The following is a 15415-nucleotide window of genomic DNA, read 5'->3' as shown; positions in this document are numbered from 1 at the left end:
TCCTTTCCAGTAGGAAAAGACACATGATTGCTAATGTGTCTTTTCCTACTTTTTATTGGTTTTTATCATTACGAAGAAACTCCTGTACAAATGCATCATCATTTAACTGCGGATAGGTTGCATAAACACGATCGATTTCGTTTGCCTGACCTGGACTTAAAGTTTCATGATCAGTTAAACACCAATTCCCCTGCAGAAGCCCTTGTCTACTAAGCACTTCATTAATCCCAGCAATACTTCCTTTGAATGCATTTTTTGAATCGAAGAATGCAGAGTTTGCATCTGTTACATCCTGCGCAATAGAAAACCAATGTTTATCTATGTCATTATCGAGTCTGGCCTGTTTTATTTTCTCAAATAGCTTTACAGCCTCATGCGTCCATACCGACCAATGTCCTAAAAGACCACCTACTATGCTTTTACTTTCCATTTTACCTTCTACTTCAAACTGGTATGCTGCAAATAAATCTAAAACAATATTATCGTCATTGCCAGTGTAGAGTGCAATTTCATCTTTTCTTGGAGACGCACAAACCGCTCTTATTACATCTAAGGTTAAATATCTATCAAAAGGAGCCATTTTAATACCGACCACATTATCGACACTAGCAAACTCCTCCCAGAATTCGTAGCTAAAAATTCGTCCTCCAACAGCTGGTTGTAAATAAAACCCAAACACAGGTAATTCATTTGCAACAACTTTTGTCCGTTCAATAAGATCATCTTCTGAATACTGATGTAATCCACCATTACTTAAAAGCACCATATCATAGCCTAGTGCTTTAGCTATTTTTGTCTCTTCTAATGCCTGCTCCGTACCTCCACAAACACCCGCTATTTTTAGAAACGGACGCTGTAGCTGTGCTTTTTCGACTTCTTCCATCGCTAAACGTAAAACAATTTCATATAGATTAAACTGAGGATCTCTAATTTCAAATTGAGTCGTATGAACACCAACTGCAATACCACCTACTCCAGCCTCTATATAGTATCTAGTCAATCTCCTTTGAGCATATTCATCTAATTGTTTATCACTTGTTAATGCTAACGGATGAGCAGGGATAAAGGCACCATCTTGTAAATGTTTCTGTAGTTCTTGTGATAAAGCCATTTAGAATTGCCCCTTCCGTTCCTGAAAGTGAGTTGGTTTATTAATCGTTTCTCCATCATTTGCTACCCAGTCTGCTGTCCATTCAATCATCTCTCTTATGGAGACTCTTGGATATCCAAATAACTTATGTGCCTTACTCGCATTATTTAATAGAGCATTTTCCTTTTCTACTCCATCAAATATTGGAGTCTTCCCTAGCAATTTTCCAAATTCATTGGCAAGCCATCGAACTGGTAACGTTTCTGGACCCGTTACATTTAAAATGGTTGGAGGTGAGCTTGCTATTAATAACGATCTTATTGCATATTCATTTGCATCCCCCTGCCAAATGACATTCACATGACCCATCGATAAATCTAAAGGTACCCCGTTATTCACAGAGCGAGCAATTTCGAGTAAGACACCATATCTCATATCGATCGCATAGTTTAATCTGAATACGGTTAATGGAGTATTATCCTTATGAGAAAAATAAGTAAACACTCGTTCTCTCCCAAGGGAAGATTGACCATACTCGCCAACCGGAGCAACTTCATGCAATTCATTACAGCCACCTGAAGTCAAAGGTACTAATGGGTATACATTCCCAGTTGAGAAAGCAACAATGTTGGCGCCCTTAAAATGCTCTGCTACTCTACCTGGCAGGTATGTATTCATCGCCCAGGTAAAGTGTTCATTGCCAGTTGTACCAAATTTATTGCCCGCCATATATATGATATTTTTTTCTTTCGGGAGCAGTTTCAATTGTTCATCATCTAATAGATCTGTGGAAATTGTTTCGATTCCTGCTTTTTCTAAATCTTCTTTCAATGTTCCATTGGAAAAGCGGGATACGCCGATTACCTTCTTATCTAAACCAGCTTTATCAATAGCTCTTTTAGCCATCATTGCTAAAGTAGGTCCCATCTTACCTCCAATGCCTAATATCAATATATTACCATCTATTTTTCGCATCTCATCTACTAGTGCATCAGATGGTTCGGTCATTAAGTTTTCAAGTTCTTCAACTGTTTTCAAATGAATCCCTCCAATTTCTTATGAGAAAAAGATATTTTTTATATTATTGAAAGCTAAATAGATTAAAACTATTAGTCCAATAACCCCTAGGACATTGCTTAATAATTTATTTTTAAGTTCTCCCATAATATTTTTATCATTAGCTACTACTAAAATAGCAATTGCTATAAAAGGCACAACAAATATCGTAATGGCTTGTGCAAAAACAATTAGATTCAATGGAGCAGAACCAAATACAATCCCAATGATAGAACCGAAGAGCATCACTAAAATAATTAGTAGTTTCACCTTCATATTCGACAAGTTGCTGCCAATGCCAAGACCATCCGCTAGTAATGATCCACCAATCGTTGCATTCCCCATCAGTGAAGAAAAGGATGCCCCAAACAATCCGAGCATAAAGACAATAGTAGACCAGTTACCAAAAAGTGGTTCTAACGCTAAGCCCATTTCACTTGCGTCATTAACGATAAGTCCCTGAGGCTTCAAAATAGTTGCAGCTGTAATCATTATTAGGAAAGAAATAAAACCTAGAAGAAAAATTCCTAAAAAGGATTCCTTACGACCACTTGCAGCATCTGTAATTTTCCAACCTTTTTCTTTTACCAAATAAGATTGATATACAGCTCCAACAATGGAAAAGCTTGTTGCAAATAGTGCTATGATTAACCCCATACTTCCTTCAGGTAACACCGGTAAGAATCCTTTGAAAATATCCACTAATGATGGTTGGACTACTATAACAGTGATCAAAAATGCCAGTAACATAATAACTACTAAGACCAGCATCATTTTTTCAAGAATTTGATAAAACTGTTTTGCAAATAATAATCCAATAGATATGAGAGTAAAGATGATAATCCAAATGGTAGGATCCATATTAGTAACTGTAGATATAGCTATCCCTGTACCAATTGCATTACCTGCTTGGAATGATGCGGTAACCAAAAATGCACCAACCCCTATTAATACTCCAGCGAGCAATCCCCATTTTTTCTTAATTGTTTGAATGAAACTATGATCAGCTGCTAAACCAATCCGAGTACTCATTTCTGTAAATACCATCATTAAAATAATAGCTAAAATAATGGTCCAAACTAATTGTGTGCCATATATTGCCCCAATTTTAGAAGATAGCGTAACACTTCCTGGACCTAATACTAAGGCCGAAGTGATTAAAGCCGGTCCAAGATAATTAAATATATTCTTCCTTTTTGAGATTTTACTATCCTTTGCTAATTCTGTTTTTCCCTCCACAACCACACTAATTCCCCCTCTAACAAATTATTCAGAATACTCTATAATTATATTAGCTTACCGACTAAATTTATGACATGACTTTAATAAGTCTTTAATTTGGGTGGAGGAATTCTCAAAAAAGAAAAATGCAAGATCCATATATTTTCTAAAGACCCTAGGGATAAATAAGGTTACATCATCCCCATCAACAAGAGCTTATAACATGAGAATGATCTCTTTCTGACCGAGCGGGTTTGTGAATGTCCGACATAGCGCTCTATCCCCTCCTCATTTAGTCCTATGAGACCGGGGCAAAACCCTATACGTCCGAACAAAAAGTGTCAGCAGTTTTGCAAAATTTTTTAGAAAAATGACCTGCTCGCATTAGCGAACAGGTCATTTTTATATTACTTCCATTCTCTTTCTGTATATCCTTTAGATTTGATTCCTTCGTTTGTTTCTTTAATAATCGCTTCGCCACCCTTTTCAAGGTACTCTTCAACTAGTGCGTCCCAGTCAGATATTGGTCTTTGACCAGCGATCATTTTCGATTGTTCGTTGATTACGAATTGAAATAAATCTGTACCTTTTTCTTGGTTTGTTTGTGATAGAACACCATGAGAAGGATCGACATATAACTCGCTCGTTTCAAACATTTCTTGTAATGATGCAGTCATTTCTTTCAACTCTGGTAGTGTATAGCTATCCGCATACGTAATATTTGCATCCTCTGGAACCTGTTCTCTGTTATCCAAGAAATAGGTTGATGGCGCAAGTCCTTCAGAAGAGAACGTTGGAATTTGGACAGGTAATCCATTTTCCATATTATAACCAGTTCCTTCTTTACCTAAATAGAAGTCAAAGTCCGCATTTTGAGGATTTTTTTCCTCAGCCGGGAAATAAGTTTTCCCAAAGTCTACTAACTCTAATGCTCGATATAATTTCCCTTCGTCTTCTGCAAGATTAGCATTTAAAGCAAGAATACCTGAGTTACCTGAACCCATTGTGAATCCTTTCGATTTGTCTGGTGCTTCAAATGGAGGAATTGCTACTAGCTTCGCTTCTGGATTAATAGATAATAATCCATCGAAATACTCCTGTGACATCCCAGAGACACCGCCTACGAAAATTCCAGCTTTACCGGAGTAAAACTCATTATTAGTACTCGCCCAATCAAGAACGGCAAAGTCTTTTGTCATAGCGCCTTCTTTATACAAATTAGCAAAAAATTGAACTAAGTCTTTTCTTCCATCAGAAATGATACCTGGAATAAAATCTCCATCATCATTTTGGTGATACCAAGCATTGAAGTCCCAATATGTTCCCATATTAAAGCTTGGGTTAATATTTTCTCCAATAGCTACTCCATACGTATCTGCCTTTCCATTCCCATCTGGATCTTCTTTCGTAAATGCAATAGCAACTTTCTCTAACTCTTCGTAGTTTGTTGGTACTTCCAATCCTAATTTATCGAGCCAATCCTTACGAATAATTGGTGTAACAGGATATGGGTTGGAATAACGCGGAATTCCGTATATCTTTCCATCTACTTTAAAAGAATTGTAAATATAGTCTGGAATATTCCCTAATGTTTCGTAATGTGATAAATAGTCATCTAGGGGTAGAAATGCTCCATCTTCTGCCCATTGATAAAAACGGGTATCGCCAGCTTGGAATCCAACTAAATCTGGCATAGAACCTGATGCTACAATGGCAGAAGATTTTTCAACATAATCACCTTGAGGTATAATCTCTGGTTTATAATCTACGTTAAATCGCTCATTTATCATATCTAGACCAGGACTTTTTAATGGAGGTGGATCACCGAAACGGAATGTCATCCCCGTGATTGTATATTTCTCACTATGATCAAATGGATCAACCTGTGCATTTGGAGCTTTTTCTCCTGCGGTTTCATTATCTTTGTCGGTTGTATCTTTCTCATCTGTATTTTCATCCGTACAAGCTACTAACATAAAACTAAGGAAAAGAAGTAGAAAGCTAATCATTAGGTGTTTATTTTTCACATTAACCCCTCCATTTATCTTTTTGTAAGGCTTCTTTAACAGCAGTACCGACAATTTTCTAAATACTATCCTTTTACAGATCCAAGCATCACTCCTTTTGCAAAATGTTTTTGTAAGAACGGATAAACAATAAGTATTGGTAAGGTTGCCAATAAAATAGCAGCCATCTGAACCGTTTCTGGAGGCGGTAATGCCTCTACCATTGCTGCATGACCACCTAACGCTGCATTTGGTTCATTTACAATGACAATTTGTCGCAAAATAACTTGTATCGGCCACTTCGAGGGGTCATTCAAGTAGAGAACACCTGAGAAATAGCTATTCCAGTGGCCCACTGCATAAAACAGACCAAAAGCTGCCAACGCTGGTTTTGATAAAGGTAAGATCACTTTAGAAAAAATTTGGATATCATTGGCTCCATCAATAATAGCAGCCTCTGTTAGTTCCTCAGGGATCCCTTTAAAAAATTGAGTCATGATGATTAAATTAAATGGACTGATTGCCACAGGTATGATTAGTGCCCATAACGAATTCAATAAACCAGTTTCTTTTACAATAATATAAGTCGGAATCATTCCAGCAGAAAATAGAACAGTAAATAACACTAAAAACAAGATTAACCGTTGCCCAATAATATTTCTTGTTAAAGAGTAAGCCATCGTAGATGTAAAAACTAGATTAACAAATGTCCCTACCACAGTGATATAAACCGTCACCCATAGAGAACGAATAAATTGATCGGACCCTAAAATATACGTATAGGCATCTGTCACCCATTCCTTTGGCCATAAAAGGAAATCACTATTGAGTACATCGCTTACACTTGAAAATGAAACGGAAAAAATGTATAAAAAAGGAAATAGCATCGTAACAGCTATTAATAACAAGAGTATGTTATTAAAGATTTCCATTACCCTTTCGCCACCAGTAGCTTTAAACATAACCTTACCTCCTTACATAATAAGAAAAGCACAAGTGCCTATGTCACAGTCTAAGTTCGTGACATCGTGTCGCAACGACTGTATGACCCACATCGTGTGGGCCTCCGACTAACGCTGGAAGTATTTCGAGTAAAGGCGTTCTTTGCCTTTACCGTAATCCTAAAGCGACTCGAGGTGCGTGGCGCTAGACTCAGACAGATAAAGATGAAAGATGATTCATTAATATAAGCCATCTTCTCCAAATTTTTTCGCAAGTCTATTGGCAAGAACGACAAGTATTAAACCAATAATTCCTTTAAAAAGTCCTACAGCTGTAGCGAAACTAAAATTAGCCTGCTGAATCCCCTTAAAATACACATAAGTGTCTAAGACATTTCCTGTTTCCATATTGAAAGGATTCAACATTAAAAAGATTTGCTCGAAACCACTATCCATTACATTTCCTAAACGAAGGATTAGTAAGATAACAATAGTACTCTTTAGTGCTGGTAAAGTTATATGCCACATCTGCCTTAAACGACTAGCTCCGTCTATTACAGCAGCCTCATATAGATGCGGACTAACTCCAGACAATGCCGCTAAAAAAAGAATAGTACCCCAACCTGATTCCTTCCAGATAACTTGGAGAATAACTATTGGCTTAAACAAAGCTGGATCAGTTAAAAATGGGATTGGATTGATTTCTAAAAAGTTCACTAGAACATTGTTGATTAAGCCTTCACTTCTAAGAAAAATAACAGTTATCCCAACAACGACTACCCAGGATAAGAAATGAGGTAAATAAACAATAGATTGAAGAAATTTCTTATATAGCTGATTTCTAATTTCATTAAGCATTAAGGCGAGTACGATAGAGATAGGGAAGGCAAAAAAGATTTGTAACATTGAAATTTGTAGTGTATTCCAAATAACTTGAATAACTTCAGCGTCTTCAAAGATTAACTTAAAGTATTTTAATCCGACCCACGGACTATCTGCAAACCCTCGAAACGGGCTATAATCCTTAAATGCTAGAAGAATTCCTGCCATTGGTATATAGCGATATATAAGAAAATATAAAATTCCCGGTAAGATTAGTAGTAACAAATAGCGATCTCGCCATAATTTATTTTTTAATGACTTCTTTTTTATTTCAGTCGGGATATTATTTGATACGGCTAATGTTGAATCCAACGTATCAATTTTTTTGTTTTTAGTTTCAATAACAAATCTCCCCTTTCTCCAAATACTTAATTGCCTATTAAATCATTCCAATACATGTATATTACATGTATTTAATAATAATTTAAATTTTACAATAATTCAATATTTTTCTGAAATTATATTCTGTTATCTTCTGCCTTACTTTCATAAAAGTATATTAAATAGTGAACTTTGAACCATTTTGATATACGCTTAAGGCGGACACTTTCCGAGTGTAAGCCACCTTGCGCACCAATCAATAAGTTCAGCATTCTTAACAACCGAATAAAAAACTGGGATACTTCTTAATTATTTATCTATTTAAATGAATAAATAGTTATGAAATTGACTCATGTGCCTTTTTATTTTTCTCTAAGTTCGTAAACATTTTGTTAGAAATCATCATTAACACTAGGCTTATAAGGCTGCCTCCGAAAAACGGTAGTAGTCCCGGAATTTTAATCATTAAATAATATGGAAAATAGAATCCTAAAACCATTAGGACAGAGAACAAGGGATTAGAAAGGACAATAAGTAAGCAGTTTCTAAAATACTGCTTTAATGTCAGTTTATATTGAACATAAACAGGAAATGCATATAGTAAAGCAACTATATAAATAGCACCAAGTATAAAAAAGAATAAAGAGACTATTAATGCCCAGATAGTAGGAATACCACGAAAAAACTGTAAATCCACGTACAATATTAATCCTAGTACCGCCCATGAATAGCCGTATTTATTAGACTTTAAGAATTCCTTTCTATATTCGTTTTTAAAATGAGCGAATACCTTAAGTTCATCACCTTCATCTTGTGCCCACTTTCTGAGTACAGAGAACATCGCTACGGTTGCTGGAAAAAAACCTGCAATTCCAGCACCAATTACTATTCCTATCAACCAAAGAATATTTAAATATGCAAGCTTTAATGCCCAATCCATATAATGATATAATGAACCTCTCCATCCAGTAAGTTCCATGTAAACCACCTCTTTAAATGCGTTTTTCATTGAAAATTCAGTTATTTAAATGCAAATTTTCACTACTTTAAATGAATAGTTCGATTTCATATAATCCTTGCTCCAAATATAATTCAAGCATCCCCTGGTCAATTTGATAGTTTATCAAATGCTCATCATTATTAACTAATAGAATTGTCGGTTGAGGAGTTTTCAGTGAAAACTGAGTATTTTTTTGAAGTTTAAGTTGTATTTTGGCTCCTATGTCGTTAAATTGAGCAGAGATATTCATCTCTTTAGACGATTGAAAGATATAATCACTTTGTACTTTCAAACAGGTCCCATTTATTACAGAAAACTTACTTAGCTTGCTGTCATCGTTCTGAAATGAAATCCAGCCCTGTTCTCCTTGAAGACCAATTTCTCCATTAGAGGATGTTTGCCACACAGAATCTCTATTTTCATTAACAAGAATATGATCCGTAATGCCTTGACGAGCTATCTCTATATGAAATTGTGACTCTAATCTATTTACTGAATAAGCAAATTCGTTTTTTGAAGCTTCAGGAACAAGCATTGTTATTAAATGTTGCATTTGCTCCTTATCCTGCGGCACTATCTTTAGATATGAGCCATACTCCTCTGCTCCCTTATGCTGTTCTACACTTTTCTTTGTATCTTTTGGATAGCAGTTGTAAATGGAAGCAGAGACGTTGTTTCCAAAGAATGTGATATGTGTTTCTTCTGTCTTCTCTCCTGGCAGCAAATTTTTATCTCCTGCATATATTTGTGCTGTTGTATGGAAAAGAAAGCTGAGTACGCTAGCCTTATCCTCTTTAACAACTTTATCTATAACAAGATAATAGCTATTATCGATATGTACTATTTTTCGTTCCCATTGTGAAATACTTTTGTCATAAGCACCAGACGCTTCTCCACTAACAAAAGAAAAGTAGTCAGATGTATACCAGTCTACAAATTTACTCTTTCCTAATTGAGATTGTCCTTTATTGTTAACAAGCATACTGTTATGCCCTATTGTCCCAATCGTATAATCTCTCCTTGGTCCTTCTACATAATCCTGATAACCTGGATTGGATATTAGCCATTCTCCTGCAACATGTAATATAAAATTGTTTTGATCAAAATGATTATGATTCTTTGCGGACTGGCTTGAATTGAAAGCTAATAGATGATCATGATCCTTCCACCCACTTCTTAATGAAGCCCAACCTATCGTAGAAAAAATATTGGAGCACCTATTTCCATAGTATTTTTCTGGATCTAAAGGCGCAGGTAGATTATTCGTATGAAGCAATGTTTCCAAATGACTTCCAGAGAATTTATTCATATACCAGCTTGCAATACGATTTTGGTTTTTAGATGCAAGTATCGACATAAGATAAGAAATATCCAAGCTATAAAATGAATCTGAAAAGTTTACAAAGCTCACCTTTCCACCAGTCCCAAGTGAGTAGATGAAAAGATCAGGAAGAAAACTAAAATATGAATGCTGGAGAAATTCATTATTTCCTGTTGAACGATGGTACGTATCTACTGCCATTAAAATATGCCTTGCAGCTACATTTAAATACAATAGCCCTTCAATGTCCGGATCTATTAGCCTACTATTTAAATAATTGCTTATATAAATACAAGAGTTGAAGATGAATGGTTCCACTTCGTCCTTACAATCACTATCTAAGATGGCTAGGGATCCGATAAGCATCGCTACTTGCTTCGATGCAATAATATTATGACTATCATGATTATTAAAATCTATACGGAAAGGCTGTAAACCTTTTGTAAAAATAGCATGTTTAATCATATCTTTCTCGGTGCTGGATAAAGTATGTAAAATTGCATCATACCCAATAGCTGAACCTATTGTAAAATGCGCATTACTTAAATTACCTTCCGCACCTCGTAGCGGAAATTCAAACCATCTAGTAAACGAAGATAGAGCAAGGAGGTACTCCTTTACTTTTTCAGCAAACCTTTTATCCTTTGTTATTCCATAAGCAAAGGATAAAACACGGATTCTTTCTTCAATAGCTCGAGAATACATCGTCCAAAAAGGATAATCTATATATCCTGGTGGATCTCCAACAGGCTCTAATTGTATTAATGGCAAAGGAATAGTTAGTTGAACAGAGCAACTTGGATAGACGACCGTAAACTCTTTTTCGGCTATGTATGATTCTGCTAATTCCAGTATTTTATACCACGAATTGTTAAAATCAATGCTGCTTTCCAGTTTCTTATCTGCCACTCTTGTTTTCATTTCTTTTAGTTCCTCGTCATTAAATAAAATTCGAGGATGTGGCTTTAATCGCTTAAGATGTTGAGCAAATTTCATCACAAGTGCACCCCTTGAATAACGTTTTAAACGTTATATGTTGCTTGTTTTAAATTAAGAAGCTCTTCTATTCGTTTACATGTATCCTCTGCTTTTTCCATATTGGCCCAGAAAAATTGCATCTCTCGTTCGATTAGTTCAAACTCCTCTATTGTCAGATCAAGATCCCTAATCGTCTTGGATGTTCCCATTACTTCTTTAAAAGCATTATATTGTTCCGGATGAACTCCTGGCTGCAGAAGATTATTATCCTCTGCAACTATGCGAAGCATCGGAATAGTACATCCATTTTGCTTGAGCAATGTTTGTGCTTCAGTACTTACCATAAAGCTAACAAGTGCTTGTGCTGCCTCTTTAATTTTGCTATTTGCACTAATACCTAAAGCACCACCCAAGAGTAGTGTTCCCGGCGTTTCATTTTGAGGAGGCGGTAAGACGTCCCATTTAATCTTATGATCTCTAAATTCATTCATAAAATAATAGGTAGTCAAAATCATTGCTGCCCCTTCTCGCATAAAAAGATTTTCTGCTAACTCATTACTCCCGTGAGAGAAGATAGGCGATACTTGATGCTTATACATTAAATCACCACAGTAATTCAATGCTTCTATATTCTCTTTTCTGTTCATTACTGATTTAGAGCGGTCCTCTGCCATAAACAATCCTTTGTTTTGCAACAGAAACACCGGCCACCGATTCGTAGAAGATGAAAAACAAAAGCCATATTCTTTAATAATACTGTCACTTTGTAATCCCTTTGTTGTACGTGCTGATAACTCTAACAAGTCATCCCAGTTTTCCATTTTGAAGTTCTTTGAAATTCCAGCTTCTTCAAACATTCGTCGATTATAGCAGATCATCACTGGTGAAAATACAAATGGCGTAACAGGTACCGTCTGATTATATGTGAACATATCAAACACTTGCTTATAGCTATCCTTTTCTATGTCAACATGTTCTGGTAAGAATGGTTCTAGCATATCTAAAGAATTCGACTCCATTAACTCTCGAAAATGATAATCAGATACGATAAATACATCTGGTCCATTATCATGCTTTAAGGATTGTGTCAGATTATATATATACTGACTATTAGGCAGAATTTGTAGATTTACTTTTGTGAATGGGTTGAGTTGCTCGAAACGTTTGATAATTTTTCGTATAATTTCAATCTCATAAGAATTTGAAAACCAACCAAGTGTAATAGTTTGTTTTTGTGTATCATTTGGAATAGTTACTCGATTACCTTTTCCAGGTATCTTCTCAATTAGACCTTCCTCTACGAGCTCTGCCAATGCCTTCCTAATGGAAACCCTGCTTAATTCATACACTTTACTTAATGTGTTTTCTGGAAGAATGAATTCACCAGGTTTTATCTTCCCTGAGATAATTTCTTCTTTTAATTCATGAATAAACTTGTTATAGCGATTTTCAAAAACACTTTTGCGTTTTAGCAATTGTCACAACTCCCTACTAAATGATTGCTCTACTTTTAATTAGAATAGCATATTTTGCAATGTAAACTTGAAGGACTACTTTAGCTCAACCATTTATCTAGAAAAGTATAGGCGTTTTGGCGAATTTCAGGTGGAAAGTCATGTCCAGAGTTCCCTATTAAGGATTGAAATTTCCCCTCTTGTTCCAGCCATTCATATAAGGAGTTAAGTTCAGCGAAGCCTTTTGCTGCAGGTTCCCAATGAGGAAATATGCTGTCATTTTGACCCATCCACATGAATAATGGGGTTGGAGCAACTAAAGCAGCAATTTCAGTGAACTCAAACGGGATAATACCTTCATTGATATAATCACTAATCTTAGGTATATGACTAAACCACTCTCTTCTGCCCCAGCGATGTTTCTCAGGATCTTGAGCGAAAAGAGAAAATCCACAACTACAAACTACCGCTTTAACCCTACTGTCGACTCCTGCTAGAAAGAAGCTATTATACCCGCCTAACGAATGTCCAATTGCTCCAATTTTGGAGGTGTCTACTATACTTAGGTCCTCCAACAAGCTAATTCCCTGCCTGTGATCAACAATCATCTTAGCAACTGCTGACCAATTTGGGTGACTTTTATAAAATGCTGCTGTTTGAAATGGCTGCTCATTCCTTAATAAACGTTCTCCTGCAGTTATCGTATCTGGAGCTAAAACAACATATCCTCTATTAACAAGCTCCAATCCGTATTGTCTATTTTTCCTACCTGCTGCTGTACTTATGTCTTCCTTTCCACTATCACTAGTTGGATGGAGAGCAAGAACTGCCCGAAATTGCTCGCTATTAGCTGAGTTCAATAATTGAAGTACATCACTTTTGGATGCAATGTTTTCTTCTCCACTAACTTTAGGAACTAAAAGGTTCGCTGGTACCCAGTCCTTGTAAACCGTGGAATAACAGATGTTGATCAGGTAATAACCGGTATGAATTTCCCAGTAGTTTATCTTCATACTCGTTTTAACTAGAGGAGGAAGACCACCTATACAATCTAGCCAGTTCTGCATAATTGTAGATCTTTTCTCATGCCATTCTTTCATATCGCTTACATTATGCAACAATGGTGGAGGTCCATTTTTTTCGATTTCTTTTAATATATACATGGTCTTCATCCCTCCCCAATTTGGATACTGAATAAATGACTTCCACTACCATAGTAAATTCGGCTATCCTTCTGAACAATACCACTGGTAGCGGCCATTGGTAGTGTATGAACTACCTTAGGTTCTACGCAATGTTTCCCTTGTATCTCTACACTGAGTAAAGTATGACTAAGAAGACAGTAGAGCGTGTTAGTTTGTAAATCATAAGTAAAACAATTTCGAACAGTTTGGCCCCAGTTGGATAAATCTTTTTGGAATAGTATCTGTTCCGTATATGGATCGCAAACGAAGTAAGTACTTTGATCGGTAAGACAGTGGGCACAGTCATACTTGTCAATAAATAGTTGAGCAATTTCACGTGCACCCTCTATCGGAACAAAACTATTTTTAACTTTTTTGGTCTCCCAATTTAATATATATAAACAAGCTTCTTTTTCTCGTGATTCTGCTCCACCAGGTGTCTCAATACTCGTTCCGCCAAGGATATCTCCGGAGCTCAATTCTCCAAGGCTAATCGTACTTTGATTTTCAACTAATGTTTCATGAGTCAATAGATGGTTTTCTTCCGTTTCAATATGATAAATACCTAATGATCCGCCAATCATTCCATACCCAGGAAACCCTCCCCATACAATATGCTCATGATCCTTTAAAGCAATTGCACAGCGAGGTCTATGAATACTCTCTTCCTGTGCAACCAATTTCGGATTTACGCTCCTACTAAATTTCTTAGTCGTATCAAAAACTAATAATTTCCCGCCTGCGTATGCTGCGCCTATAAGTAAATTCCCATAGGTGGCATAGGCAGCAATATTTCCGCCTCCTCCTTTTTCAATAACCTCTCCACCAAAATTAGTCATTTTTTTCGTGCAGCTATCAAAGCTAAAAAATTGTAGTGGGTGCATAGATGTACCATAAATATAATCATCTGGTCCGAGATAAATAGTAGACAATTTCGCTCCGTCCGAAGTATAACTAAAATGTATAGTTTTTGTTTGTGCAGTTTCTCTGTTAACTAGTTCAATAAGCCCCTCAGATAAGCTGTATCTCTCTATATGATAATTTCCATCCTGATACCTATGAATCCTTTGAAATCCTGTACCAGTATAAAAAGAGGGAGATACCTTTTCAACATTTATAGATTCGAAGTCTCCATTTGAAAACTTCATCCATTGTGGAGAACTAGTTTCTCCTATATGTCCATATACAAACCCGTCTTCTCCTAAGTGGATATAGCCAGTGCCTTTTTGTCTTTGAGATTTTATTATAAGGTCTTTTTTCAAACCTCTTTCTAGATGAAAGGCTACTATATTTTTACTTTCCGTTCCAATTCCTATATATGCCCAACCTGATTGATCCACTGCCACACTCCCTGGATACTTTTCGCTATAATCCACCCTGCCATAATCGATGATTTCTTTTGAGAGAGGCGAATAACAGAGTAAATGACAATGTGGATACGAGGTGAAATAGATATTCCGCGCTCTATCTTCCGCAAAGCTAAATCCTACAATTTCTTCCCCGTTTTCAATCATCTTGTAATAAATGAATTGCTCTAAAAAAGGGTCCAATACCATGAACATATTTGCAGCACCAGTGTAGAATAATCCATCGCTACTAAACGAGGAATAAGGATATTCATCGTTATTATCAGGAAAAAACACTTGTTTTATATGACCATTTTCAAGATTAACAATAACAACAAATCCTTTAGCAGCAATAACAAACCTGCAGTCACCCTTCTCATTTCTACATAAAGCAGCTGTTCTTTCTTCCTCTGCGGAAACTGGAATTCCATAGTCTGTAAATAGGTTTTTATGCACTGTAACCCTCCTTCCAGAATTATTTACTACCTAAATCAATTTCATAAAAAACATATTTAATAGTGAAATCCCAACAACGTTGATTTCTGCTCCAACGCACTTTCATGTTTCGAAGCTAGCGCAGCGATGCAGAAACAGGCGAACGCTTTCAGCTCCCGC

General features: G+C 36.2%; 11 protein-coding genes. All 11 read right to left on the bottom strand.

From position 1 onward, the window contains the following. Positions 1-52 precede the first annotated feature (52 nt). The 11 genes from ACQCPR_RS04130 to ACQCPR_RS04080 all read right to left on the bottom strand — a co-directional run bounded on the left by ACQCPR_RS04130 (position 53) and on the right by ACQCPR_RS04080 (position 15256). Positions 53-1111: a dihydrodipicolinate synthase family protein gene (locus ACQCPR_RS04130; protein WP_427138273.1), complete on the bottom strand. Its 1059-nt coding sequence runs from the start codon at positions 1109-1111 to the stop codon at positions 53-55. Continuing rightward, positions 1112-2128 carry an NAD-dependent epimerase/dehydratase family protein gene (locus ACQCPR_RS04125; RefSeq protein ID WP_427138272.1) on the bottom strand — a complete coding sequence of 339 codons (1017 nt, stop codon included), beginning with the start codon at positions 2126-2128 and terminating at the stop codon, positions 1112-1114. A gap of 18 nt (positions 2129-2146) precedes the next feature. Continuing rightward, positions 2147-3391 carry an Nramp family divalent metal transporter gene (locus ACQCPR_RS04120; protein ID WP_427138271.1) on the bottom strand — a complete coding sequence of 415 codons (1245 nt, stop codon included), beginning with the start codon at positions 3389-3391 and terminating at the stop codon, positions 2147-2149. A 383-nt stretch (positions 3392-3774) separates the two neighbouring features. Further along, on the bottom strand, positions 3775-5394 hold the full coding sequence (locus ACQCPR_RS04115) for an extracellular solute-binding protein (protein ID WP_427138270.1): 1620 nt from the start codon (positions 5392-5394) through the stop codon (positions 3775-3777). A 65-nt stretch (positions 5395-5459) separates the two neighbouring features. Beyond that, entirely contained in the window at positions 5460-6335 is an 876-nt protein-coding gene (locus tag ACQCPR_RS04110) for a carbohydrate ABC transporter permease (RefSeq protein ID WP_269920637.1), read from the bottom strand. A 219-nt stretch (positions 6336-6554) separates the two neighbouring features. After that, positions 6555-7466, bottom strand: a complete 912-nt coding sequence (locus ACQCPR_RS04105) for an ABC transporter permease (RefSeq protein WP_427138904.1) — start codon at positions 7464-7466, stop codon at positions 6555-6557. A gap of 388 nt (positions 7467-7854) precedes the next feature. Continuing rightward, the gene (locus ACQCPR_RS04100; RefSeq protein WP_427138269.1) at positions 7855-8496 is read right to left on the bottom strand and encodes a YesL family protein; all 642 of its coding nucleotides are present in this window, start codon (positions 8494-8496) and stop codon (positions 7855-7857) included. 67 nt (positions 8497-8563) lie between these two features. Then, positions 8564-10834, bottom strand: a complete 2271-nt coding sequence (locus ACQCPR_RS04095) for a heparinase II/III domain-containing protein (protein ID WP_427138268.1) — start codon at positions 10832-10834, stop codon at positions 8564-8566. A gap of 26 nt (positions 10835-10860) precedes the next feature. Further along, positions 10861-12291: an extracellular solute-binding protein gene (locus ACQCPR_RS04090; protein WP_090565400.1), complete on the bottom strand. Its 1431-nt coding sequence runs from the start codon at positions 12289-12291 to the stop codon at positions 10861-10863. A gap of 80 nt (positions 12292-12371) precedes the next feature. After that, positions 12372-13433 (bottom strand): alpha/beta hydrolase family protein, encoded by a 1062-nt coding sequence (locus ACQCPR_RS04085; RefSeq protein ID WP_090565402.1) that lies wholly within the window; start codon positions 13431-13433, stop codon positions 12372-12374. A gap of 5 nt (positions 13434-13438) precedes the next feature. Further along, positions 13439-15256 carry a hypothetical protein gene (locus ACQCPR_RS04080; RefSeq protein WP_427138267.1) on the bottom strand — a complete coding sequence of 606 codons (1818 nt, stop codon included), beginning with the start codon at positions 15254-15256 and terminating at the stop codon, positions 13439-13441. Positions 15257-15415: the final 159 nt, after the last annotated feature.

Source organism: Psychrobacillus psychrodurans (assembly GCF_050209195.1).
Classification (GTDB): Bacteria; Bacillota; Bacilli; order Bacillales_A; family Planococcaceae; genus Psychrobacillus; species Psychrobacillus psychrodurans.
This window is presented reverse-complemented; position numbering and strand designations above follow the sequence as displayed.

Excerpts from the sequence above, each read along its gene's own strand:
- ACQCPR_RS04130 (WP_427138273.1), bottom strand. The coding sequence starts at position 1,111 with ATGGCTTTATCACAAGAACTACAGAAACATTTACAAGATGGTGCCTTT.
- ACQCPR_RS04110 (WP_269920637.1), bottom strand. The coding sequence starts at position 6,335 with ATGTTTAAAGCTACTGGTGGCGAAAGGGTAATGGAAATCTTTAATAAC.
- ACQCPR_RS04100 (WP_427138269.1), bottom strand. The coding sequence starts at position 8,496 with ATGGAACTTACTGGATGGAGAGGTTCATTATATCATTATATGGATTGG.
- ACQCPR_RS04095 (WP_427138268.1), bottom strand. The coding sequence starts at position 10,834 with ATGAAATTTGCTCAACATCTTAAGCGATTAAAGCCACATCCTCGAATT.
- ACQCPR_RS04085 (WP_090565402.1), bottom strand. The coding sequence starts at position 13,433 with ATGTATATATTAAAAGAAATCGAAAAAAATGGACCTCCACCATTGTTG.